This window comes from Halomonas almeriensis, assembly GCF_030409235.1.
Taxonomy (GTDB): Bacteria; Pseudomonadota; Gammaproteobacteria; order Pseudomonadales; family Halomonadaceae; genus Halomonas; species Halomonas almeriensis.
This window is the reverse complement of record NZ_JAUFPO010000006.1, coordinates 170,564-192,597: the sequence shown is the minus strand read 5'-3', so window position 1 is coordinate 192,597 and position 22,034 is coordinate 170,564. Positions and strand designations below refer to the sequence as shown.

General features: G+C 64.5%; 22 protein-coding genes and 1 other RNA gene. 4 read left to right on the top strand and 19 right to left on the bottom strand.

Features of this window, described 5'->3' with window-relative positions; genetic code table 11:
• Positions 1–40 precede the first annotated feature (40 nt).
• The 11 genes from murG to rsmI all read right to left on the bottom strand — a co-directional run bounded on the left by murG (position 41) and on the right by rsmI (position 12,084).
• Positions 41–1,126 (bottom strand): undecaprenyldiphospho-muramoylpentapeptide beta-N-acetylglucosaminyltransferase, encoded by a 1,086-nt coding sequence (gene murG, locus QWY74_RS04830; protein WP_264825581.1) that lies wholly within the window; start codon positions 1,124–1,126, stop codon positions 41–43.
• Positions 1,123–2,316, bottom strand: coding sequence for a putative lipid II flippase FtsW (gene ftsW / locus QWY74_RS04825; protein ID WP_264825579.1), 1,194 nt, complete (start codon positions 2,314–2,316; stop codon positions 1,123–1,125). The genes murG and ftsW overlap by 4 nt, the downstream gene beginning before the upstream one ends.
• The gene (murD, locus tag QWY74_RS04820) at positions 2,313–3,692 is read right to left on the bottom strand and encodes a UDP-N-acetylmuramoyl-L-alanine--D-glutamate ligase (RefSeq protein ID WP_264825578.1); all 1,380 of its coding nucleotides are present in this window, start codon (positions 3,690–3,692) and stop codon (positions 2,313–2,315) included. The genes ftsW and murD overlap by 4 nt, the downstream gene beginning before the upstream one ends.
• A gap of 40 nt (positions 3,693–3,732) precedes the next feature.
• A complete protein-coding gene (gene mraY, locus QWY74_RS04815; protein ID WP_264825577.1) occupies positions 3,733–4,815 on the bottom strand; it encodes a phospho-N-acetylmuramoyl-pentapeptide-transferase in 1,083 nt (360 codons plus the stop codon).
• Between the two features lie 8 nt (positions 4,816–4,823).
• On the bottom strand, positions 4,824–6,191 hold the full coding sequence (locus QWY74_RS04810; protein WP_264825576.1) for a UDP-N-acetylmuramoyl-tripeptide--D-alanyl-D-alanine ligase: 1,368 nt from the start codon (positions 6,189–6,191) through the stop codon (positions 4,824–4,826).
• Complete coding sequence (locus QWY74_RS04805; RefSeq protein WP_264825574.1) at positions 6,188–7,699, bottom strand: UDP-N-acetylmuramoyl-L-alanyl-D-glutamate--2,6-diaminopimelate ligase; 1,512 nt, start codon at positions 7,697–7,699, stop codon at positions 6,188–6,190. The genes QWY74_RS04810 and QWY74_RS04805 overlap by 4 nt, the downstream gene beginning before the upstream one ends.
• A 24-nt stretch (positions 7,700–7,723) precedes the next feature.
• Positions 7,724–9,457, bottom strand: a complete 1,734-nt coding sequence (locus QWY74_RS04800) for a peptidoglycan D,D-transpeptidase FtsI family protein (RefSeq protein ID WP_264825573.1) — start codon at positions 9,455–9,457, stop codon at positions 7,724–7,726.
• On the bottom strand, positions 9,454–9,789 hold the full coding sequence (gene ftsL, locus QWY74_RS04795; protein ID WP_264825572.1) for a cell division protein FtsL: 336 nt from the start codon (positions 9,787–9,789) through the stop codon (positions 9,454–9,456). Before ftsL ends, QWY74_RS04800 begins: the two co-directional genes overlap by 4 nt.
• Before the next feature lie 9 nt (positions 9,790–9,798).
• A complete protein-coding gene (gene rsmH, locus QWY74_RS04790; RefSeq protein ID WP_264825571.1) occupies positions 9,799–10,755 on the bottom strand; it encodes a 16S rRNA (cytosine(1402)-N(4))-methyltransferase RsmH in 957 nt (318 codons plus the stop codon).
• A 77-nt stretch (positions 10,756–10,832) separates the two neighbouring features.
• Positions 10,833–11,193: RNase P RNA component class A (gene rnpB, locus QWY74_RS04785), an RNA gene on the bottom strand.
• 33 nt (positions 11,194–11,226) lie between these two features.
• Positions 11,227–12,084 carry a 16S rRNA (cytidine(1402)-2'-O)-methyltransferase gene (gene rsmI / locus QWY74_RS04780; RefSeq protein ID WP_264825570.1) on the bottom strand — a complete coding sequence of 286 codons (858 nt, stop codon included), beginning with the start codon at positions 12,082–12,084 and terminating at the stop codon, positions 11,227–11,229.
• 48 nt (positions 12,085–12,132) lie between these two features.
• Between rsmI and QWY74_RS04775 the strand changes: the two genes are divergently transcribed.
• From QWY74_RS04775 to QWY74_RS04760, 4 genes are read left to right on the top strand one after another with little or no spacing between them, the layout of a single operon-like run.
• Positions 12,133–13,881, top strand: coding sequence for a penicillin-binding protein activator (locus QWY74_RS04775; protein WP_264825569.1), 1,749 nt, complete (start codon positions 12,133–12,135; stop codon positions 13,879–13,881).
• The gene (locus QWY74_RS04770; RefSeq protein ID WP_264825568.1) at positions 13,868–14,233 is read left to right on the top strand and encodes a YraN family protein; all 366 of its coding nucleotides are present in this window, start codon (positions 13,868–13,870) and stop codon (positions 14,231–14,233) included. Before QWY74_RS04775 ends, QWY74_RS04770 begins: the two co-directional genes overlap by 14 nt.
• A gap of 21 nt (positions 14,234–14,254) precedes the next feature.
• A complete protein-coding gene (locus QWY74_RS04765; protein ID WP_264825567.1) occupies positions 14,255–14,848 on the top strand; it encodes a phosphoheptose isomerase in 594 nt (197 codons plus the stop codon).
• Positions 14,849–14,851: 3 nt separating this feature from the next.
• A complete protein-coding gene (locus QWY74_RS04760) occupies positions 14,852–15,418 on the top strand; it encodes a BON domain-containing protein (protein WP_264825566.1) in 567 nt (188 codons plus the stop codon).
• 114 nt (positions 15,419–15,532) lie between these two features.
• Here the strand turns inward: QWY74_RS04760 and QWY74_RS04755 are convergent, their stop codons facing one another.
• The 8 genes from QWY74_RS04755 to zapE form a co-directional block, all read right to left on the bottom strand.
• On the bottom strand, positions 15,533–16,006 hold the full coding sequence (locus QWY74_RS04755) for a ClpXP protease specificity-enhancing factor (protein ID WP_264825644.1): 474 nt from the start codon (positions 16,004–16,006) through the stop codon (positions 15,533–15,535).
• A gap of 37 nt (positions 16,007–16,043) precedes the next feature.
• Positions 16,044–16,670, bottom strand: a complete 627-nt coding sequence (gene sspA / locus QWY74_RS04750; protein WP_264825565.1) for a stringent starvation protein SspA — start codon at positions 16,668–16,670, stop codon at positions 16,044–16,046.
• 92 nt (positions 16,671–16,762) lie between these two features.
• Positions 16,763–17,479 (bottom strand): cytochrome c1, encoded by a 717-nt coding sequence (locus QWY74_RS04745; protein ID WP_264825564.1) that lies wholly within the window; start codon positions 17,477–17,479, stop codon positions 16,763–16,765.
• Positions 17,479–18,738, bottom strand: a complete 1,260-nt coding sequence (locus QWY74_RS04740; protein WP_264825563.1) for a cytochrome b — start codon at positions 18,736–18,738, stop codon at positions 17,479–17,481. The genes QWY74_RS04745 and QWY74_RS04740 overlap by 1 nt, the downstream gene beginning before the upstream one ends.
• The gene (gene petA / locus QWY74_RS04735; protein ID WP_264825562.1) at positions 18,738–19,343 is read right to left on the bottom strand and encodes a ubiquinol-cytochrome c reductase iron-sulfur subunit; all 606 of its coding nucleotides are present in this window, start codon (positions 19,341–19,343) and stop codon (positions 18,738–18,740) included. Before petA ends, QWY74_RS04740 begins: the two co-directional genes overlap by 1 nt.
• 289 nt (positions 19,344–19,632) lie before the next feature.
• The gene (gene rpsI, locus QWY74_RS04730) at positions 19,633–20,022 is read right to left on the bottom strand and encodes a 30S ribosomal protein S9 (RefSeq protein ID WP_264825561.1); all 390 of its coding nucleotides are present in this window, start codon (positions 20,020–20,022) and stop codon (positions 19,633–19,635) included.
• A gap of 13 nt (positions 20,023–20,035) precedes the next feature.
• Positions 20,036–20,464: a 50S ribosomal protein L13 gene (rplM, locus tag QWY74_RS04725; protein WP_264825560.1), complete on the bottom strand. Its 429-nt coding sequence runs from the start codon at positions 20,462–20,464 to the stop codon at positions 20,036–20,038.
• Positions 20,465–20,733: 269 nt separating this feature from the next.
• Positions 20,734–21,918, bottom strand: a complete 1,185-nt coding sequence (zapE, locus tag QWY74_RS04720; RefSeq protein ID WP_264825558.1) for a cell division protein ZapE — start codon at positions 21,916–21,918, stop codon at positions 20,734–20,736.
• Between the last annotated feature and the right edge of the window lie 116 nt (positions 21,919–22,034).

The following is a 22,034-nucleotide window of genomic DNA, read 5'->3' as shown; positions in this document are numbered from 1 at the left end:
AGGCGGGTGAGCCGGACCATTCACCGCTTGCTGACTGAGATCACTCAAAACCTGTCTCCATGCAACCTGCCGCCAGCCGCTCCATGGCATCGAGACGCGCACAGCGCCGTGCCTGAACGGCCATAGCGGCCAATGAATCGGGATCCAGCAACGTTGCCAATCGCTCGGTCAACGCCGCCGCGCTCATGGCGTCCTGGGCTATCAGCGAGGCGGCCCCTTCCTCCACCAGCGCCGCTGCATTGGCCGTCTGATGGTCGTCCACGGCATGGGGAAAAGGCACGAACAGCGCCGGCTTGGCGGCCGCCGCCAGCTCGGCTACCGTCAGGGCACCGGCGCGGCAGACCACCAGGTCGGCCCAGTCATAGGCACCAGCCATGTCATCGATGAAAGCGGACACGTGCGCCTCCAGGCCATGCCGGGCATAGCCTTCTCGGGTCGCCTGGTCCTTGTCTCGGCCTGCCTGGTGACACACCTCGGGGCGCTGCTCGGGCGCCAGCCCCGCCAGGGCTTCAGGCAGACGCTGATTGAGGGCCTGAGCCCCCAGGGAACCGCCGACCACCAGCAAGCGCAGTGGCCGCTGACGCATGCTGTCCGCAGCACGCGGCTGCTCGCCGAGCGCGGCGATTTCGGCGCGAACCGGATTGCCGACCACCTCGCCACGGCCGGGAAAGGCCTGCGGGAAGGCCGCGAAGGTCCGCCGGGCGAGACGCGACAGCACCCGGTTGGTCAGCCCGGCCACGGCATTCTGTTCATGGATCACCAGGGGCCGGCGCATCAGCCAGGCGGCTAGCCCGCCGGGGCCGCTGGCAAAGCCGCCGAGGCCCACCACCAGTTGGGGGTCGAATTCGCGGACCACACGCCGCGCCTGCAGCACGGCCTTCGCCAGTCGCCAGGGCGCAGCGAGCCAGCCCGTGAGGCCATTGCCGCGCAGGCCGCTGACCGCAATGCGATGCAGCACAAGTCCGGCGTCGGGTACCAGTTGGTTCTCGATGCCGCGCGGGCTGCCCAGCCACTGAACCTCGACGCCGCGCTCGGTCAGGGCTCGTGCCAGTGACAGGGCCGGGATGACATGCCCTCCCGTGCCGCCGGCCATGATCAGGACTCGTCGCTGTGGGGCTGTTGTCATGCTCGGGCCTCCCTGCCCTGATGCGGCGCCGTGGGCTGCTGACGGCGCTGAAGGTGACGCGTCTCGATGTCGGCACGCAACAGCATGCCGATCATGGCGGCACTGATGACCAGACTCGACCCGCCATAACTGAGCAATGGCAGGGTCAGCCCCTTGGTCGGCATCATGCCGCTGCTCACCGCGATATTGATGAAGGCCTGGGCACCGATCACCAGCGCGATGCCGTAGCACAGATAGGCCGCAAAGGGCCGCTTCGCCAGCTCGGCCCGCCGCCCCACGGCCATGGCCCGCCATACCAGCAGGGCAAAGAGCCCGATCACCGCAATGGCACCGACCATGCCCAGCTCCTCGGCCAGCACGGCAAAGACGAAATCTGTATGCGCCTCGGGAAGGTAGAACAGCTTCTGGACACTGTTGCCCAGGCCAGTCCCGAACCACTCACCACGCCCGAACGCAATCAGCGCCTGGGTCAGCTGATAACCGCTGGCAAACTGATCCGCCCAAGGGTCGATGAAGCTGGTCAGGCGCGCCATGCGGTACGGCTCGGCGACGGCCAGCAGTCCGCCCATGACCCCCACCAGCACGAGCAACAGAATGAAGCGCCCCCAGGGGGCCCCGGCCATCAGCAGCATGCCCATGACACAGCCCGTCATGACCACCACGGCGCCATAGTCCGGCTCGAGAATCAACAGGCAGCCAATCACCCCCATGACCGCCAGCGGACGCAGGAAGGCGCCCCATTGGCGGCGCACCTGGGGCAGGAACTTTTCCAGATAGCCGGCCAGATAGACGATCAGGCAGAGTTTGGCGATTTCCGAGGCCTGGACATTGATGGGTACGCCGGGCACCGAGAGCCAGCGCTTGCTGCCGTTGACCTCCCGCCCGACCAGCAGCACCAGGACCAGCAGCACCATGCCCACCAGCAACAGCAAGGGCCCGTTGGCCTTCCACCAGGCCAGGGGCACCCGCATCACGCCCAGGGCAAAGACCATGGATATCAACAGGAAGACCCCGTGGCGGATGCTGAAGTACCAGGGATTGCCGGTCAGACTGGTGGCCACTTCGGTGGAAGCCGAGGTCACCATCACCCAGCCGACCAACATCAGCGACAGCGCGGCCACCACGAGCCAGCCATCGAAAGCATGATCTCGCGTGGACAGCTGCTCACGCAGGCGAGCGAAGCGGTTCATGGTGTCTCCTTGCTTATCCACTGCCTGACGGTCTGGCGGAAGGCCTCGCCACGTGCCTGGTAATCGGTGAATTGATCGAGACTGGCACACGCCGGTGACAGCAGCACGCAGTCGCCCGGACGCGCCTGTTCGAAGGCTTCTTCCATGGCGTCTTGCAGGTCCTTCACCCGGTGGGTCGTCAAGGCCCCTTTCAGCGCATCTTCCAGCCGCTCGGCATCCTGACCGAACACAATGGCCCGGCGACCATATTGCGCGAGCGGTGACGCCAGCGGCGAGAAGTCCGCGCCCTTGCCGTCACCGCCGGCGAGCAGCAGCAAGCGTCCTTCAAGGGTCGGGCCGATGCCGGCAATAGCCGCCAGCGTGGCGCCGACATTGGTGCCCTTGGAGTCATTGATCCAGCGCACTCCCCGGATATCGGCAACCCATTCGCCGCGATGCGCGAGTCCGGCAAACCGCTCCACCACCCGGAGCATGTCCGGCATCGGCAGGCCGAGGCGCTGCCCCATGGCCAGGGTGGCCAGGGCATTGGCCTGGTGGTGTCGTCCCTGGAGCCGCATGGCCCCGGTAGGTAGCAGCGCCACATCGCCATGCATCAGCCAGGTGTGTCCATCCTCGCCCGGCCGTATTCCCCATTCGCCCGGCTGTGGCGCCGAGGTGGTAAAGCGCTCGAGCGCGGGAAGTGCTGCATCCGGCCAGGTAGCAACCTGCTCGGCATTGACGATCGCATGCTGCGCACCACGGAAGATGGCCTGCTTGGCGCGACGGTAGCCCTCCATGTTGCCATGCCGGTCGAGATGATCCTCGGAAAGATTGAGAAAGGCGGCGGTGGTCGCTCCCAGGCTGGGCGTCGTCTCGAGCTGAAAGCTGGAAAGTTCCAGGACGTAGAGGTCGGCGTCCGGCTGTTCGGCCAGCAGGTCCAGCGCCGGCGTCCCCAGGTTTCCGCCCACGGCCACCCGACGGCCGGCAGCCTGGGCCATCTCTCCCAGCAGGGTCGTCACGGTCGACTTGGCATTGGACCCGGTGATCGCTGCCACGGGCGCCTTGCAGGCCCGGGTAAAAAGCGCCATTTCGCCGACGACCAGCGGTTCGCCGCATGGCCCGGGGCGCTCGGCCAGCACCGCCAGCTCGGGCTGATAGGGGTCCACCCCGGGACTGACCACGATTTGCCGTGCCTCCGCCATGTCGAGGCCGGCCAGCGCGCCACAATACACCTCGATGTCGGGGTGCGCCGCGCGAAAGGCGGCCAGACCGGGCGGCGCGTCACGTGTGTCGGCCACCATGAAGGCAAGCCCTAGGCCCTCAAGGTGGCGGCAGATGGCGCGTCCCGAGACCCCCAACCCGACCACCAGCGTGACTCCTTCGGGCACCTTGACCATCAACGGCTCCTCGCGTGATCGACAGCTCTCTCGACGAGCCTCAACGAATCTTCAGGGTGGCCAGGCCGAGCAGCACCAGCACCACAGTGATGATCCAGAAGCGGACGATGACCCGCGGTTCCGGCCAGCCCTTGAGCTCGTAATGATGATGCAGGGGGGCCATGCGAAAGATGCGCCGCCCGGTCACCTTGTAGGACATCACCTGCAGGATCACCGAAACCGTCTCCAGCACGAAGATACCGCCCATGATGAACAGCACGATTTCCTGGCGCACGATGACCGCCACCACACCGAGTGCGGCCCCCAGGGCCAGGGCGCCGACATCACCCATGAAGACCTGGGCCGGATAGGTGTTGAACCACAGAAAGCCCAGACCGGCACCGGCGATGGTGGCACAGAACACGGCCAGCTCGCCGGCACCGGGGATCATCGGAATCTGCAGATACTCGGCAAACACCACATTGCCGCTGGCATACGCAAAGACCGCCAGGCCCATCGCCACCAGCACGGTCGGCATGATGGCCAGGCCATCCAGGCCGTCGGTCAGGTTGACGGCATTGGAACTGCCGACAATCACCAGGTAGGTGAGGACGATGTAGAAAACCCCCAGGGGCAGCACGAATTCCTTGAACAACGGCAGTATCAGGCTGGTTTCGACGCTGGATGCCGCGGTCACGTAAAGGATCACCGCAGCGCTCAGGCCGATTACCGACTGCCAGAAATATTTCCAGCGTGCCGGCAGGCCGCGGGGATTCTTTTCCACGACCTTGCGAAAATCATCCACCCAGCCAATGGCACCGAAGCCCAGCGTCACCGCCAGCACCACCCAGACGTAATGATTGGTCAGATCCGCCCACAACAGGGTGCTGATGGCAATCGCGATGAGAATCATGGCGCCGCCCATGGTCGGCGTGCCCGCCTTGGAGAGGTGCGATTGCGGCCCATCATCGCGAACCGCCTGACCGATCTGGCGCTCCACGAGACGGCGTATGACCAGGGGCCCCAGCCACAGGCACAGCACCAGCGCGGTCAGCGTACCGAGAATCATCCTCAGGGTGAGGTAGTTGAAGACATTGAAGGCGCTCTGAAATTGCGCCAGGAAATCAGCCAGAAAAAGCAGCATGTAATGCGTTACCTTGATGCATCCGAGCGCAGCGCCGCCACCACATGCTCCATGCCGGCGCTTCGCGACCCTTTGACCAGAACACTGGCCGAAGGCGGCAGATGGTGGAGAACATGGCGCGTCAACGCCTCTCTATCATGAAAATGGTACCCGCCTTCACCGAAGGCCTGGCTGGCCGGCTGTGCCGCCTCACCCAGGGTACCGAGAAAATCGATGCCGAGCGCTCGGGCATGGCGTCCGATCTCGGCATGCCAGTCCGCCGCCGCATCGCCCAGCTCGCCCATGGCCCCCAGCAGGCACCATCGGGGGGCCGGCAGCGCGACCAGCGCCTCCAGTGCCGCCTTCACGGCACCGGGGTTGGCATTATACGTATCATCCAGCAAGCAGGCACCGTTGCGGCCGGCCACGATGCCCATGCGCCCGGCGACCGCCCCAACCTCGGCCAGGCCCGCCAGCACATCCGCCGGCTCGGTTTCCAGAGCCAGGGCCGCCCCCGCCGCCGCCAGGGCATTAGAGACATTATGACGTCCAATCAGCGGCAGTTGGAGACGACCCAGCTCCCGGCCCTCGAAACACAGCGTAAAAGCATAGCGCCCCAGCTGATCGGCGACCAGTGCCCTGGCCTGCAAGCGGCCCTCGCCGTGCAGACCGTAATCGACCACTTCGCGGGGCACCGCCTGGCTCGCCCAGAAGGGATAATACCGATCGTCCCGGTTGAGCACGGCGACCCCCGTGGCCGACAGGCCGGATAGGATCTCGCCCTTGGCCTGGGCAATGCGCCCCATGCCGCCGAATTCACCGACATGCGCGCCCGTCACGTTGGTGATGACGGCCACATCGGGCAGCGCCAGGGAGGTGGTCCAGGCGATCTCGCCCAGATGGTTGGCACCGAGCTCCACCACGGCCTGCTGGTGTTGCGCGCTCAGTTCGAGCAGCGTCAGAGGGGCGCCAAAGTCATTATTGAGATTGCCATGCGTGGCCAGGGTATCACCGCGGCGCGAGAGGATGCCGGCGAGCATCTGCTTGACGGTCGTCTTGCCGCTGTTGCCGGTGACCGCTGCCAGCGGTCCGCCCCAGGCTCGGCGCCGCGCACGACCCAAAAGCCCCAGCGCCAGACGCGTATCGGCGACCTCCACCTGCGGCAGCGGGTCGTCCTGGCGGGACTCCACCAGCGCCGCCACAGCGTCGGCCTCCCGGGCCTCGGCCAGGAACCGATGGGCATCGAAGCGGTCCCCGACCAGCGCCACGAACAGAGCCCCCGGCGCGAGCTGGCGTGTGTCGGTGGTAATGGTGCTGATAGGGACGTCATGGCCCGGGGCCTCGACGCCGAGTGCCCGGGTCACATCGCTGAGGCGCTGCAGGCCGGCGTGTGTCATGAGGAGGCATCCCTGTAGCGTGCGTTCAGGGCAGTATGCGCTTCCTGCCCGTCGGAAAAGGGGTGACGCACGCCAGCGACTTCCTGATAGGTCTCATGGCCCTTGCCGGCGATCAGGATGACGTCGTCGGCATCGGCCGATTGAATCACCGCGCGAATGGCTGCTGCTCGCCCTTCGTGAACCTGGGCACGGGACCGGGTTGTCTCGCTCAGGCCGGCCAGAATCTGTTCGCGTATCGCGGCCGGCGACTCGCTGCGCGGGTTGTCATCGGTCACCACGGCAATGTCGGCGTGACGCTCTACGGCAGCGGCCATGAGGGGGCGTTTCCCCGGATCGCGATCACCGCCACAGCCGAACAGGCACCACAGTTTACCCTGGTCGGGCAGGTGCAGGCGCAGGGCCTCCAGGGCGTTCTCGAGTGCATCCGGCGTATGGGCATAGTCGATGACCACCGTGGGCCCCCGGTCATCCGACACGACCTCCATGCGACCGGGAACCGGTGTCAGTTCGGCGGCGGCACGGAAAAGCGCCTCGAGATCGTCCCCCAGGCCATAAAGCGTGGCGATGGCCAGCAGCACATTGGTCAGGTTGAAGCCGCCGACCAGGCCGATTTCCAGGACACGTTCGCCGTCCGGCGTGGCAATGACCGCTCGCTGCCCCTGGGGCAGCGGTTCGATACCCACCACCCGCAGGGTCACGGATTCATCATCACCGACCGCCAGAACGCGCACACCGCTCGGCAGACCGGCCAGCATGAGGCGCGCCAGCGGGTCGTCAGCGTTGACCACGGCCAGCGAGAGTTCCGGGCGCTGGAAAAGCCGCGCCTTGGCGGCGGCATAGGCGCCCATGCCGCCATGGTAATCGAGGTGATCGCGACTCAGGTTGGTAAAGACGGCCGCCGAGACCCGACACCCCGCCAGCCGTTGCTGGTCGAGGGCATGCGACGATGCCTCCATGGCCACACGGCGGAGCCCCGTGGCGGCCAGCTCGCCCAGCGCGGATTGCAGCGCCAGTGGCCCCGGCGTCGTCAGCCTCCCCTCGTGCAGTGCACCAGGCCGACCGTGCCCGAGGGTACCGATCATGCCGGCCTCGCTCCCCAGCCGTTGACTGAGAGCGGCAATATAGTGGGTCACCGAACTCTTGCCGTTGGTGCCGGTCACCCCGATCAGTTCAAGATCCACGGGAACCTCGAACAACTCGCGACCAAGCTCACCGAGACGTTCGGCCAGCCCCTCGAGTCGCAGTACCCCGGGGGAAGACGACGCCGGCTCGCCCGCCTCGATGTGGCAGAGCACCCCGCTGGCACCCGCCGACAGGGCCTGATCGATGAAGTCACGGCCATCCACGCTGGTGCCGGGCAACGCCACGAAGATATTACCCTGCTCCACGGACCGGCTGTCCAGGGTCAGTCTGATAGCGTCAGGGAGCTCGAGCGAGCCAACCTCGCTGGCCTGCGCCGGCCAGTGCTGGCTCAGGGCGGCTCTCAGCCGTGCCGCGGTTACGTACATGCCGGCCTCACTAGGGTCGTTGGGTCAGGATCCATCATCGGCGTCCGCCTCCTGGTTCACTCGATCGGGGGGGACATCCAGCATGCGCAGGGCATTGCCGGCCACCCGGGAGAAGACCGGCGCCGCAATAGCTCCGCCATAATAAGCATCCCCGCGGGGATGGTCGATCATCACCACGGTAATGATGCGCGGATCGGAGGCCGGCGCAATGCCGACAAAGAGGGCACGATAGGTGTTTTCCTGATAACCGCCACTGCCGGTCTTGCGGACGGTGCCCGTCTTGCCGGCCACGCGATAGCCGGGCACCAGTGCTCGCCTGGCACCGGTGCCGGGGGTGACCACTTCATCCATCATACTCAGCACCCTGTCGGCCACCTGTGGATCAGTCACCGGCTCGCCCTGGGGAGCCTGGTTGAGGCGCAACAGCGAAGGCGGAAGACGCGTGCCGTGGTTGGCGATGGCCGTGTAGGCACTGGCCAGCTGAAGGGCCGACACCGAGAGGCCATAACCGTAGGAAAGCGCCGCCCACTGGCTGCTCGACCAGCGCACCGGCGCCGGCACACTGCCACTGGCTTCACCGGGGAAGCCGGTGCCCGGGGCACGATCGAAACCCAGGGCGCGATAACGCCGGGGCACCACGGGATCATCCAGCTCCAGGGTCAGCTTGGACATGCCGATGTTGGACGACTTGCGCAGGATCCCGGTTAGGCTCAACTCGCCATTGTTGGACACATCGCGGATGGTATAGTTGTCGATGCGCATCCAGCCGGGCGAGGTATCCACCACGGTGTCCGCTGGAAATCTGCCGGTCTCGAGAAGGGCCGTCATGGCCAGCGGCTTCATCACCGAGCCAGGCTCGAAGGCATCGACGATGGCCTGATTGCGCAACCCGGCCGGGTCCAGGCCGGCCCGGTTGTTGGGGTTGTAGGAAGGCTGGTTAGCCATCGCCATAACCTCCCCGGTATCCGCATCGAGCATCACCAGGGTGCCACCATCGGCATCGTTCTCCTCGACGGCCGCTTTGAGCTCGCGATAGGCCATGTATTGCAGGCTCTGGTCGATCGCCAGGGTCAGGTCACCGCCCGGCTCAGCCTCCTTGAGCACCTCCAGATCACGCACCAGACGACCACGGCGATCCTTGAGAACACGGCGCTTGCCCGGCACGCCGGCCAGGTAGGGTTGATAGGCCAGCTCCAGCCCTTCCTGACCCTGATCGTCGATATTGGTTACGCCGAGCAACTGAGCAGCCACCTCACCGGCCGGATAATAGCGCTTGTACTCCTTGCGGGCATGCACCCCGGGCACTCGAAGGTCCAGCACGTCCTGCGCCGCGCCAGGCGTCATGCGACGCTCAAGGTACATGAACTCGCGATCGGCATAGCGCTCGACGCGTTCATTCAGGGCATCAAGGTCCTGCCCCAGGGCCTGGGCCAGGCGCAGGCGCTGAATGCCGTCCTCCGGCAGATCCTGAGGGTTGGCCCAGAGCGTGACCACCGGCGTCGAAATGGCCAGCGGATTGCCGTCACGATCGGTAATCATCCCGCGGTGCGCCGGAATTTCGTCGACCCGCAGGGTGCGCGCATCGCCCTGCCCCTTGAGAAAGGTGTGATCGAAGACATGCAGGTCGACGATGCGGCCCGCCAGCAGGCTCAGGCCGATCAGCACCAGGGTCATTATGACGATGTAGCGAGCAGGACCCATGGGCTCTATGGGGGGCGGACGCCGCGGTGTGACACCGTTGGGGGGTGTTCGACTCATGGTCGGATCACCTCGACCTCGTCAACACCGGGCAGGCGCATCTCGAGGCGCTGGGTGGCCAGGCGCTCGATACGCGACGGTGACGACCAGGCACTTTCTTCCAGCAGCAGCTGCCCCCATTCGGTCTGCAACTGCTGTTGTTCACTCTGCAACTGCTGGAGGCGCGCGTAGCGTTCGCGAATCTCATGGCTGGTGGCGATCACCACCAATGCCGTGGCCAGACACAAGCCCAGCAGCACGGCGTTGAGCAGCAGCTTGAAGGTCGGCTTCGGGCGGGGGGTGGGCCAGCCGAACCCGGGGGCTGCGGCGGAGGCATTGCGTCCCTGTGCCATGTCACTCCCTCAATAACGTTTACGTGCTGCTCGCATGACAGCACTTCGAGCGCGCGGATTGTCCTCGACCTCTTCCGGGCTGGCGCGCCGCGCCTTGCCCAGGGCCTCCAGACGGCGCTCGATCTGGTCATCCCGCAGTGGCACGCCACGCGGCAGATGCGTGTCGCCCCGGACGTGATCGCGTATAAAGCGCTTGACGCGACGATCTTCCAGCGAATGAAAGCTGATCACCACCAGATGACCGCCGGGTGCCAGCGCTTCCAGGGCGGCGTCCAGGGCGGCTTCCAACTGATCGAGCTCGCCGTTGATGTGGATGCGCAGCCCCTGAAAGGCTCGCGTCGCCGGATGCTTGCCCTTCTCCCAGGCGGGGTGTGCCGTCTTGATGACCTCGGCCAGGTCAGAAGTGCGCGTAAAAGGTTGCTCGCTGCGTCGCGCCACGATGGCTCTGGCCAGTCGCCGCGCGAATCGCTCTTCGCCATAGGTCTTGAACACCCGGGCAATCTCGGCTTCGTCGGCACGCGCCAGCCAGTCGGCAGCACTCTGGCCATGATCCGGATCCATGCGCATGTCCAGCGGGCCGTCACGCAGAAAACTGAAGCCGCGCTCCGGGTCATCGAGCTGCGGCGACGACACGCCGATATCCAGCAGAATCCCGTTCAGCTTGCCATGCAGGCCGCGAGCCTCGGCGAGCTGCCCCAGGTCCGCAAACTCCCCGCGGGCAATGGAAAAGCGCGGGTCATCGATCGCCGCCGCTTCCTGAACCGCTTGGGGGTCACGGTCCATCGCCAGCAGGCGACCTTCGGGCGCCAAGCGCTGGAGGATCGCTCTCGAGTGCCCACCACGGCCGAAGGTGCCATCCAGGTAATGCCCGGCCGGGTCGTGAATCAAGGTATCGACTGCACCATCGAGCAGAACGCTGGCATGGCGGAATCCGCGCGGGGCGTGTTCGGAAGCGGGTGACGACATGCGGCTCTCGTGGTGACTCGGAAGGACCGTTCGCCGGGGCGACGGCAGGGGCATAATCTTTTACGATTACCGAAAATGACGGGAGTCGGCCGATAAGCCGGGTTCTGTCGAGGACAGTCATTCGTCTAGGAGCGCCGTCACCGACGCCCTCAAGCAACCTACCCGGACCCAGCGCGGGCCACGCCGTCGGGTCCCTATTTGGCCTTGCTCCGAGTGGGGTTTACCGTGCCACGCACTGTTGCCAGGCGCGCGGTGCGCTCTTACCGCACCCTTTCACCCTTACCGGCCTCCCGCGGGAGACGTAGGCGGTCTACTCTCTGCTGCACTTTCCATCGGCTCACGCCGCCCAGGTGTTACCTGGCACTCCGCCCTGTGGAGCCCGGACTTTCCTCCCCCGAAACGCACATGGCGCTCGGCGGCGACTGTCTGGCCAACTCCCGAGCCGTAGCATAACAGTGCCGCGCCCCCCTCTCAATCCCCGTCCTTGAGGCGTTGCGCCCGGGCGTACCAGGCCTTGCGGGGGCCGCCGAGCAAGCGTGCCACGCAGCCGGCAGCCTGCTTGACCCCCACGCCCTCGGCGAGCAGACACTCCAGCAGTCTATCCGACTCCACCTGGACGCTCTCATTGACCTCGCGCGGCGGAGCCCCCTCGACCATGATGACGAATTCGCCGCGCGCCTGATCCGGATCCGACGCCAGGCGTTCAATCAGGCTGGCAGCCGTGCCGTCAAGGAAGGTTTCGAAGGTCTTGGTGAGCTCACGGGCCAGGACCAGCCGCCGCTCGCCGAACACCTGGGCCAGATCCGCCAGGGTGTTGTGTATGCGATGCGGTGATTCATAGAAGACCAGGCTGGCCTGGTGATCCTGCAGGGCTTCGAGTCGCCCGCGACGGGCACCTCCCTTGGCCGGCAGAAAACCGCTGAAGAGAAAGCGATCGGTGGCCAGCCCGGCTGCCGACAGTGCCGCTACCAGGGCACAGGCGCCGGGCACCGGCACGATGCGACGCCCCCGGGCACGCAGCTCGCGCACCAGCACAAAGCCGGGGTCACTGATCAAGGGAGTGCCGGCATCGCTGACCAGCGCCACATCCTCGCCGTCCGCCAGGCGCCGATCAATCTGTTCGACCCGGCCCGCCTCGTTGTGCTCATGCAAGGAGATAAGCGACGGCGACACCCCCAGATGGCGCAGGAGCCGCGCGGTGTGGCGGGTATCCTCGGCGGCCACCAGAGCCACCTCGCCGAGCAGGCGGGACGCCCGAGGCGAAAGATCCTCGAGATTACCAATCGGCGTGGCGACCACGTACAATGACCCTACTAACGCGTCTGACATTTCGGCCCCCTGGGATGCTTTCTGCCACCATGCGACAAGGAAGGATCGATGAAGATTTCGTTTCGCGGCCTGATGGCCGCCCTGTTATTGGCACTCTTGCTGGCTGGCTGTGGCACGCAACCCAGCAAGACACAGCGCCAGCCTGCGGATGACCCGGATCAGCTACTGCAGGCCGCCGGCGAGCAGGCACCTGCCGCAGCGGCTGAATCCCGCCTGGAAGCCGCCAACATCCTAGCACGCCAGGGCCGCGCACCCCAGGCGCTGGAAGTCGCCCGAAACCTCGACTCGGCGAAACTTTCCCTCGAACAGCGTCGCCGCTGGGCCATGCTGCTTTCCGAGCTGGGCGAGTCCCAGAACGATCCCCAGGCCGTGGTACAGGCCGGTCGCCTGCTCAAGGACGACACTCCGCCGCGCGAACAGGCCAATCTGCTGCTGGGCCGCCTGGCCCGGGCGCTCGACGAGCTGGATCAGCCCCTGCCGGCGGCAGCCGCCTTTCTACGTCTGCAGGCCGCCAACGATGACGCCGAGCTCAATGACCCCATCTGGGATCAGCTTTCCAGCCTGCCCGGCCGTTCGCTGGACAAGCTGCGCAACAGCCAGCAAGCCAACACCCAGGCGTGGCTCGCCCTGACCGATGTGACGCGGGGCGCCAGCACCAGCCTGGAGCAGTTGTTCCGCGAACTGGAAGACTGGCGCATCGAGTACCCGGATCACCCTGCCGCCCGCCAGCTTCCCGCAAAGATTCGCGCCCTTCGCGACCTCCAGGGCAGCGAGGTCCGCCACCTGGCCGTTCTGCTCCCCGAATCCGGCCCGCTCGAGCGCGTCGCCGATGCCATCGAAGAAGGACTGCGCAGCCATCGACAAAGCGTCGGCAACCCCGGGCCGGAGCTGAGTTTCATCGATTCGAGCACGGGCGACATCGAGGCACTGTACCAAAAGGCTCAGGATCTCGGCGCCCAGGCCGTCATCGGCCCACTCGACAAGGACCTGGTCAATCGCCTGGAAAAGCGGGAGCAGGTCCCCCTGCCGACACTGGCCCTCAACTATGGCACAGCGGAGCGCAACCAGGCCCAGGGGCTCTTTCAATACGGTTTGTCGGCGGAAAATGAAGCCCGCCAGGTGGCACGTCGCGGGCGGCTCGATGGCTTGAACAGCGCGGCCATCCTGGTGCCTGACAACGAATGGGGACGACGCGTCAGCGCCGCCTTCCGAGGCACTTGGGAAGCGCAGGACGGCGAGATCACCGCCACCGAGCGTTACAACCCTGAACAGTCCGCCACCGAGAGCACACGGCGCGCGGCCCGCTCGCCGCAGCCCGACATGATCTTCCTGCTGGCACTGCCCGACTATGCACGCCAGATCCCGCCGACGCTCGAGTACTACAGCGCGGCCGACCTGCCGGTCTATGCCACCTCGCATCTCTACAACGGGCGCCTGCAACCTCGCCTGGACAAGGACCTCGACGGCGTGAGCTTCGTCGACATTCCCTGGCAGATTCCGGATGCCGCCGTCGGCGGTGAAGACGCCCTGCCCTTTGCCGAGACCTACCGCAAGCTCCACGAATCTTCCGAGCCCTCGATGTTTCGCCTCATGGCCATGGGCGTGGATGCCTATGAACTGGGGCGGCGCCTGCCCCTCTTCCGGGCTCTGCCGGGCAGCAAGCTGTTCGGTGCCACCGGCACGCTGTCAGCGGCCGAGGATGGGCGTATCCAGCGCCAGCTTCCCTGGGCGCGCTTCCGCGACGGTACGCCACAACCCATGATGACAACGGAAAGTCTCGGTGATGAGCTGCCCTGATGCGCGCCACCGCGGCGCCCATATCGAGCGCCTAGCCGCCGACTGGCTGGTGGCACAAGGACTGGAACTAGTCGCCACCAATCAGCATGCCAAGGGTGGCGAGCTCGATATCATCATGCGCGATGGCCAGACGCTGGTGTTCGTCGAGGTGCGCCACCGGGCCTCGGCACGTCACGGCCACCCTCTGGAAACCATCACCACGACCAAGCAGCGCCGCCTGATCAAGGCGGCGCGTTTTTATCTTCAGCGCAACGGGCTATCATGTGCATGCCGCTTCGATGTGCTGGCCGTCTCCGGCCGGCCTCCCGAGCTCGATTTCGACTGGGTGGCCGGAGCCTTCGAAGCGTTTTGACCCAAGGACCAGGAAGCCAAGATGGATTTCCAGACTCGCATTCTCGGACACTTCAACGCCAGCATCGATACCCAGACCTATGCCAGCGAGGTACTGCCGCCCTTCATCGAGGTCGCCAGTCAAATGATGGTTCAAGCGCTGGTCACCGAAGGCAAGATCCTGGCCTGCGGCAATGGCGGCAGTGCCGGTGACAGCCAGCACTTCTCCTCGGAACTGCTCAACCGCTTCGAACGGGAGCGGCCTAGTCTGCCAGCGCTAGCCTTGACCACCGACACCTCGACGCTGACCTCCATCGCCAACGACTACACCTACAACGATGTCTACTCCAAGCAGATTCGTGCACTGGGCCAACCCGGCGACGTCTTGCTGGCCATCTCCACTAGTGGCAACTCGGGCAATGTCATCCAGGCCATTCAGGCGGCGCATGACCGGGAAATGACGGTGGTGGCGCTGACCGGCCGGGACGGCGGCAACATGGCCTCCCTGCTCGGGCAGGACGACTGCGAGATTCGAGTACCGGCCACCACGACTGCACGTATCCAGGAAGTCCACCTGCTGGTGATCCACTGCCTGTGCGACCTGATCGACGAACAACTCTTCGGCCCAAGCGAGTAACCCATGAGCTACAAAACACTGAGCACTGCCCTGACCCTAATCGTTGTGATGGCCCTGTCCGGATGCGCGGCCATGAATGACGGTCCCGTCAACGAGAACTACGGCCAGCGTACCGAGGGCACCAAGGTCGAGGACGGCAATATCGAGGACAAGATCGACCGCAACCTCGGCGCCACCGATGCCCGTCTCGACGATGCCCGCATCAATGTGGACACCTTCAATGGTGTCGTGCTGCTCACCGGCCAGGTGCCCAGCCAGGAGCTCAAGACCATGGCCGGCGAGGTGGCGCAACAGGTCCGCAATGTTCGCAAGGTACACAACGAGCTCAGCATTGCCGCCAACCTGCCAAACTCACAGCGACTCAACGACACCTGGATCACCACCAAGGTGCGCACCGCCCTGGCGACCAATGAAGCCGTCGACGAAAGCCGCCTGTTGGTGGTGACCGAGAACGCAACCGTCTACCTGATGGGTATCGTCAGCCGTGCCGAGGCCGAGCGTATTGTCTCGGTGGCATCAAGCGCCGGCGGCATGCAGCGCATCACCAAGGTCTTCGACTACCTCGACTGACCTGGCCAGTGGACGCCATAAAAAACGGCAGACTCGAGGCCTGCCGTTTTCTTGATCCATCCCTCAACGCCTCTACCACGGGGCAGCGCCTCTGAAGACGAGCAGAATGCCCTGTCACTTGACGACGCGCAGGGAGGGCCGAGCCTTCTTGGGCGCCTGGCCCTCGTCGGTATGGCTGTCGCCATCAGTGTCAGCGGTGTCATCGACGCTGGCCAGCGCCGGACCGGTTTCGTCCTGCTCGGCCTGTGGCGCTTCGGATTCCTCTTCCTCGGGCATCTCGGGCTCGTGACCGAAGACCATGCCGACACCATTCTCGCGGGCATAGATCGCAATCAGTGCCTCCATGGGCACCATCAGCTGGGTCGGTTTGCCATCGAAGCGCGCCGAAAAGGCGATGGCATCATTCTCCATGGACAGGTCGCGAATGGCCGAAACCCCCAGATTAAGAACAATCTGCCCATTCTGGACAGCATCACGGGGAACCTCGACGCCCTCCTTCTCGGCATCCACCACGACATGAGGCGTCAGGTCGTTGTCGAGCAACCATTGATAGAGTGCTCGGGCAATATAGGGTCGGCTGGAATGCATCGTCATTCGGCCCTCTTGAGTCGATCGCATATGAAATTTACGGCCGCATCTCGCGCTCGGCTTCACTCAGCGCTGCCTTGAAACCGTCTCGCTCGAAGACACGCTCCATGTACTCCACCAGGGGCTGCACCTGTTTTTCCGGCAGCTCGATCCCCAGGGACGGCAGACGCCACAGAATCGGCGCCAGACAGCAGTCCACGAGAGTAAACTCATCACTCATGAAGTACGGCATGTCCTCGAAAATCGGCGAGATGCCAACCAGGCTCTCGCGCAATTCCTTGCGCGCCTTGTCGGCTTCCTTCTTGGAGCCACCGTGTATCCTTTCGACCAACGGGCACCACTCGCGTTCCAACCGGTGCATCCACAACCGGCTCTGGGCACGTGCTACCGGGTACACCGGCAACAAGGGCGGATGCGGGAAACGCTCGTCCAGGTACTCCATCATCACCTTGGACTCATACAGCACCAGGTCGCGATCAAGCAGTGTAGGGACACTGTTGTACGGATTGAGGTCGGCAAGCTCCTCGGGATGGTTATCCTCGTTGACCTCGACAACGTCCACGGCAACGCCCTTTTCCGCCAGGACGATACGTACCCGATGACTGCAGTGGTCATCGCCGCCGGAATAGAAGATCATCGATGACCGCTTGGTCACTACACCCATGAAACAACCCTCGCATCAGTTCGTCACGCCATCATAACACGAGCCAACCTTGGCGGGGGTGTCGTGGAATCTCTCAAGGTATCATCGGCGTCTCAATGAATATCTCGCCAGTACTCGCGTTTCAGAAAATATGCGAGCAACGCGAAGACCGCCAGGAAAATCAGCACCTTGGGGGCCAGCGCCTGAGCTTTGAGGCGGGAGGGCTCACCGACATAGACGAGAAAATTGGTCAGGTCGAACATGGCTCGCTCGAAGGCGTCCGGTGACAGACGCCCCTGCTCGACCAGCTCAAGCTGGCAATCCCCGTCGTGACAGACCCGCTGCTGAACGCCCTGCAGAGGTTCAAGCACATTGGGCATGGCGACCGCGGGAAAGACACTGTTGTTGACCCCGGTGGGCTGCTCGGCATCGCGATAGAAACTCAGCAGATAGGAGTACAGCCAGTCACTGCTGCGCAGACGAGTCACCAGCGTCAAATCCGGCGGCGCCTTGCCGAACCAGGTGCCGCTTTGCTGCGCATCCATGGCAATCTGCATCTGGTCGTTGAAGGCCTGCTCCTCGGCCAGGATCAGATGGTCCTCGACCAGCCCGCGAGGAATGTCCAGGTCCTCGGCGGCCCTGGAGAAGCGCTGATACTGCAGGGAGTGACAGCCCATGCAGTAGTTGACGAAAAGCTGCATGCCATTCTGCAAGGAGGCCTTGTCCTGCAGAGCCGGCGTCATGCTTCGCAGTCCCGCGGTGTCACCGCCCGCCGCCAGGGCCGTCATCGGCAGCCAGATCACACAGAGTATCAACAGGGATTTTTTCATCAGTCCGTCACCCTCTCCGGCAAGGGCCGGGTCGGTTCCAACCGAGTGTAGAAAGGCATCAGCAGAAAATAGGCGAAATAGCCCAGGGTGCATATCTGCGCGATGACCGTCCGGGTCTCGGTGGACGGCAGCACGCCCAGCACCCCGAGTGTGGTGAAGCAGACAACGAACAACCCCAGCATGACCCGCGACATCCAGCCCTTGTAGCGCATGGAGCGGACCGGACTGCGGTCCAGCCAGGGCAGGACGAACAGCACGGCGATGGCAAACCCCATGGCCACCACACCGAGGAACTTGGCCTCCAGGCCAAACAGCGAGAAGGTGACGCCGCGCAGAATGGCGTAGAAGGGCGTGAAGTACCATACCGGGGCGATGTGGTCCGGCGTCTGCAAGGGGTTGGCGGGCTCGAAATTGGGCTGCTCGATGAAGTAGCCTCCGCCTTCAGGGAAATAGAACACCACCACACAGAACACGAAGAGAAAGACCGCCACTCCCACCAGGTCCTTGAGAGTGTAATAGGGGTGGAAGGGAATGCCGTCCAGCGGCTTGCCGTCGGCATCCCGTCTGGCCTTGATATCGATACCATCCGGGTTGTTGGAGCCCACCTCGTGCAGCGCCACGATGTGCAGCACCACCAGCGCCAGGATCACGATGGGCAGCGCCACCACGTGCAGGGCAAAAAAGCGGTTGAGGGTAATCCCCGTCACTAGGTAGTCGCCCCGGATCCACTCGGCGAGTCCCGGACCGATGGCCGGTATGGCGGAGAACAGCGAGGTGATGACCTGGGCACCCCAGTAGGACATCTGCCCCCAGGGCAGCAGATAGCCCATGAAGGCCTCGGCCATCAGGGCCAGGTAGAGCGCCATGCCGAACACCCAGACCAGCTCGCGCGGCGCCTTGTAGGACCCGTACAGCAGGCCGCGAAACATGTGCAGATAGATCACCACGAAGAACGCCGAGGCCCCGGTGGTATGGAGATAGCGGATCAGCCAGCCCCACTCCACATCGCGCATGATGGTCTCGACGGAGGCAAAGGCCTCCTCCGCCGTTGGTGTGTAGGTCATGGTCAGCCAGACCCCGGTGAGAATCTGATTGACCAGCACGAGCAGCGCCAGAGAGCCGAAGAAATACCAGAAATTGAAATTGCGCGGCGCGTAATACTGGGTGAGATGTTCACGCAGCATCTGCGTCGCCGGGAAGCGATCATCCACCCAGCGCATCAGGCCGCGCTCCGCCTTGGGCTTGTCGGAGCGTTCCATCAACCCACCTCCTCGCCTTCACCGAGCCCCACCACGATGACCGAGTCACTCTCGAAGTGGTAAGGCGGCACCTCCAGATTGAGCGGTGCCGGGACATTGCGAAAGACCCGCCCGGCCAGATCGAAGCGCGACCCATGGCAGGGGCAGAAGAAGCCCCCCGGCCAGTCATCGACGCCCACACCCTCGGCGCTAGGTTCGGGACGAAACACGGGCGAACAGCCAAGGTGGGTACAGATACCCACGAAGACGCCGATCTCCGGGCGGATGGAACGCAACGGCCCGCTGACATAATCCGGCTGCTGCGGGTTGCTGGAGGCCGCATCGGCGAGGCGATCCTCGCCCAGCGCCTCGGTGCGCCGGATCATCTCGGCGGAGCGGTCAAGGATCCATACCGGCCGGCCCCGCCACTCGACGACCATGCGCTGGCCGGGCTCGAGCTTGGAGATATCGGCCTTGACGGGCGCACCGGCGGCCCGCGCCTCGGCGCTCGGCTTCCAGGCCGAGAGGAACGGCACCGCAACGGCCGCCGCGCCAGCAGCGCCGACCATGGTGGTGGCCGCGACAAGAAAGCGACGCCTGCCCCTGTTTACGCCATCTTCAGCCATGCACAGACCTCTCCTTCGAATGGCCCTCGCAGCACACGGATGCGATAGGGTCAGCCGGGTGCTGCCTCAAACGGCCCTGCGGGCCCTGTCAGCACCGGGCTGGGCTCATCCCGACTGCCTGACAACCGGTCAGACACTGCCTCCTGATGCCAGCTGCTGCTACTAAACATAGAACCAATTCGCCCAAGCCGCACTCGCGTCTTTCACGCAAGCGTCAGCGGTGAAGCCCGGACATAAAAAAACGCCCGGACCGCAGGGTCCGGGCGCTTGGATCGGCAAGCGAATCGGCTTAACGCTTGGAGAACTGCGGGCGACGACGCGCCTTGCGCAGACCGATTTTCTTACGCTCGACTTCACGGGCATCGCGCGTCACGTAACCTGCATCGCGCAGTGGCTTGCGGAAGTCCTCGTTGTACTGCATCAGGGCACGCGTGATGCCGTGACGGATGGCGCCGGCCTGAGCCGAACCACCACCACCCTGGACGGTGACATACACATCGAACTGGTCCAGTGTCTCGGTCAGCTCGAGAGGCTGGCGAACCACCATGTGCCCCGTGACACGACCGAAGTAGTCGTTCAGCTCACGGTTGTTGACGGTGATCTTGCCGGTGCCCGCCTTGAGAAAGACGCGGGCGGTAGAGGTCTTGCGGCGACCGGTTCCGTAATACTGTTGTGTCATGGCGAAGACTCCCTCAGATGTTCAGTTCTTGCGGCTGCTGGGCGGCGTGGGGGTGCTCGGTGCCGGCGTATACCTTCAGCTTCGAGTGCATGGCACGACCCAGCGGACCCTTCGGGAGCATGCCCTTGACCGCGAACTCGATGACCCGCTCGGGGGCATGATTGATCATCTGTTCGAAACTCATCGAGCGCAGACCACCCGGATAGCCGGTGTGGCGATAATACTGCTTGTCGGTCGTCTTGTTACCGGTGACCTTCACCTTCTCGGCATTGATCACGACGATGTAGTCGCCGGTGTCGACATGCGGGGTGTATTCCGGCTTGTGCTTGCCACGCAGGCGGCGAGCGATTTCCGTGGCCAGTCGACCAAGCGTCTTGTCCGCGGCGTCAACGACGAACCAGTCGCGCTGGACGGACTGCGGTTTGGCAGTGAACGTCTTCATGGGTGAATCACCAAATTGATGCGTTGAGCCCTGGCGGCGCACCGCGACAGGACCATCCCTATTTTTCTTGGTTGCCGCCCGACTCTGTGTGAGCAGGCCACAACGGTTGAGCGAGCGAGCATTCTACACGATGCGCGACGGGCATGGCAATCGCGAAGCATGCGAGGTGCGAGATGCGAGATGCGAGATGCGAGATGCGAGATGCGGGCAGAGCATACCTCGCCGAGGCACGAAACTCGAAGCTCGCAACTCGAAACTCGGCCGAAGGGTCATGGCTTGTGCGGCAATGCGAGGTAGTCGTGGGACTGCATTTCCTGCAGCCGCGAGAGGGTGCGCTGATACTCGAATTCCAGCTTGCCGCCCTGGTAAAGCTGCTCGGCCGGGGCTTCGGCGGACATCAGCAACTTGACACCGCGGTCGTAGAATTCGTCGACCATGTTGATGAAACGTCGGGCCAGGTCGTCGGTGGTGGCGTCCATGCGGGTGACATTGGAGACCAGCACGCTGTGATACTCGCGGGCCAGCTCGATGTAGTCGTTCTGGCTGCGAGGACCATCGCACAGCTCGCTGAACTCGAACCACACCACGCCTTCATGCTGGCGCCGCGTTGCCAGCTGGCGGTGATTGACCTCGATGGCCAGGTCCTGACGGCCCTCGCCCCCTGCCAGGGAATGAAAGCTGTGCTCAAGCTCGGCCTCAGCGGCATCGTCCAGGGGCGAGTGAAAGATCTCCGCCTGCTCCAGGGTGCGCAGCCGGTAGTCGACGCCCGCATCGACATTGACGACCTCACAGTGGCGTTCGAGCAGGTCGATGGCCGGTAGAAAGCGGGCACGCTGCAGGCCATCCTTGTAAAGCTCGGCCGGCTCGATGTTGGAGGTCGCCACCAGCACCACATCACGGGCAAAAAGGGCTTCCAGCAGGTTGGCCAGGATCATGGCATCGGTGATGTCCTTGACGAAGAATTCGTCGAAGCAGATCACCCGGGCCTCGGAGGCAAGCTGCTCGGCGACCAGCGTCAACGGATTGGTGCGCCCCTTGTAGCGCTCCAGCTCGTCGTGAACCCGTTGCATGAAGCGATGAAAGTGCGTGCGCATCTTTTCGTCAAAGGGCAGCGACTCGTAGAACGCATCCACCAGGTAAGTCTTGCCGCGGCCGACACCGCCCCAGAAATACAAGCCCTGGATCGCGGGCATCGGCGCCCGGGATGACGAGGCCTGGCGGCCGAACAGACCGGCCACCCTGGCCTTCCAGCTCGACCCCTCCGACGCTCCCCTGACGGCAGGTTCACGCGGGGTGGTCAGCAGCTCGTCATGCAGGCGCTGCAGATGCTGAACGGCCTGCTCCTGGGCGGTATCATGCTCGAAGCCTTCGCGCTCCAGGTCCGCACGGTAGCGCTGCAGCGGCGACGTCGCCGAGGAGGTATCGAACGGCGTGGCAGGGTCGCTGTGGGGCATTGTTCACCATCCCTTCTGGACTGCTGTCGAAAACGCCATTATACGCCTCCCTGCCCGTCCTGACATTGCCGGCGTTGACCCCGACGCTGGCCCGGGCTCTATAATGGCGCCTGAGA

Bases quoted from the DNA above. Each gene is read 5' to 3' on its own strand.
- murG (WP_264825581.1), bottom strand. From the start codon at position 1,126: ATGACAACAGCCCCACAGCGACGAGTCCTGATCATGGCCGGCGGCACG.
- ftsW (WP_264825579.1), bottom strand. From the start codon at position 2,316: ATGAACCGCTTCGCTCGCCTGCGTGAGCAGCTGTCCACGCGAGATCAT.
- murD (WP_264825578.1), bottom strand. From the start codon at position 3,692: ATGGTCAAGGTGCCCGAAGGAGTCACGCTGGTGGTCGGGTTGGGGGTC.
- mraY (WP_264825577.1), bottom strand. From the start codon at position 4,815: ATGCTGCTTTTTCTGGCTGATTTCCTGGCGCAATTTCAGAGCGCCTTC.
- QWY74_RS04810 (WP_264825576.1), bottom strand. From the start codon at position 6,191: ATGACACACGCCGGCCTGCAGCGCCTCAGCGATGTGACCCGGGCACTC.
- QWY74_RS04805 (WP_264825574.1), bottom strand. From the start codon at position 7,699: ATGTACGTAACCGCGGCACGGCTGAGAGCCGCCCTGAGCCAGCACTGG.
- QWY74_RS04800 (WP_264825573.1), bottom strand. From the start codon at position 9,457: ATGAGTCGAACACCCCCCAACGGTGTCACACCGCGGCGTCCGCCCCCC.
- ftsL (WP_264825572.1), bottom strand. From the start codon at position 9,789: ATGGCACAGGGACGCAATGCCTCCGCCGCAGCCCCCGGGTTCGGCTGG.
- rsmH (WP_264825571.1), bottom strand. From the start codon at position 10,755: ATGTCGTCACCCGCTTCCGAACACGCCCCGCGCGGATTCCGCCATGCC.
- rsmI (WP_264825570.1), bottom strand. From the start codon at position 12,084: ATGTCAGACGCGTTAGTAGGGTCATTGTACGTGGTCGCCACGCCGATT.
- QWY74_RS04775 (WP_264825569.1), top strand. From the start codon at position 12,133: ATGAAGATTTCGTTTCGCGGCCTGATGGCCGCCCTGTTATTGGCACTC.
- QWY74_RS04770 (WP_264825568.1), top strand. From the start codon at position 13,868: ATGAGCTGCCCTGATGCGCGCCACCGCGGCGCCCATATCGAGCGCCTA.
- QWY74_RS04765 (WP_264825567.1), top strand. From the start codon at position 14,255: ATGGATTTCCAGACTCGCATTCTCGGACACTTCAACGCCAGCATCGAT.
- QWY74_RS04760 (WP_264825566.1), top strand. From the start codon at position 14,852: ATGAGCTACAAAACACTGAGCACTGCCCTGACCCTAATCGTTGTGATG.
- QWY74_RS04755 (WP_264825644.1), bottom strand. From the start codon at position 16,006: ATGCATTCCAGCCGACCCTATATTGCCCGAGCACTCTATCAATGGTTG.
- sspA (WP_264825565.1), bottom strand. From the start codon at position 16,670: ATGGGTGTAGTGACCAAGCGGTCATCGATGATCTTCTATTCCGGCGGC.
- QWY74_RS04745 (WP_264825564.1), bottom strand. From the start codon at position 17,479: ATGAAAAAATCCCTGTTGATACTCTGTGTGATCTGGCTGCCGATGACG.
- QWY74_RS04740 (WP_264825563.1), bottom strand. From the start codon at position 18,738: ATGGAACGCTCCGACAAGCCCAAGGCGGAGCGCGGCCTGATGCGCTGG.
- petA (WP_264825562.1), bottom strand. From the start codon at position 19,343: ATGGCTGAAGATGGCGTAAACAGGGGCAGGCGTCGCTTTCTTGTCGCG.
- rpsI (WP_264825561.1), bottom strand. From the start codon at position 20,022: ATGACACAACAGTATTACGGAACCGGTCGCCGCAAGACCTCTACCGCC.
- rplM (WP_264825560.1), bottom strand. From the start codon at position 20,464: ATGAAGACGTTCACTGCCAAACCGCAGTCCGTCCAGCGCGACTGGTTC.
- zapE (WP_264825558.1), bottom strand. From the start codon at position 21,918: ATGCCCCACAGCGACCCTGCCACGCCGTTCGATACCTCCTCGGCGACG.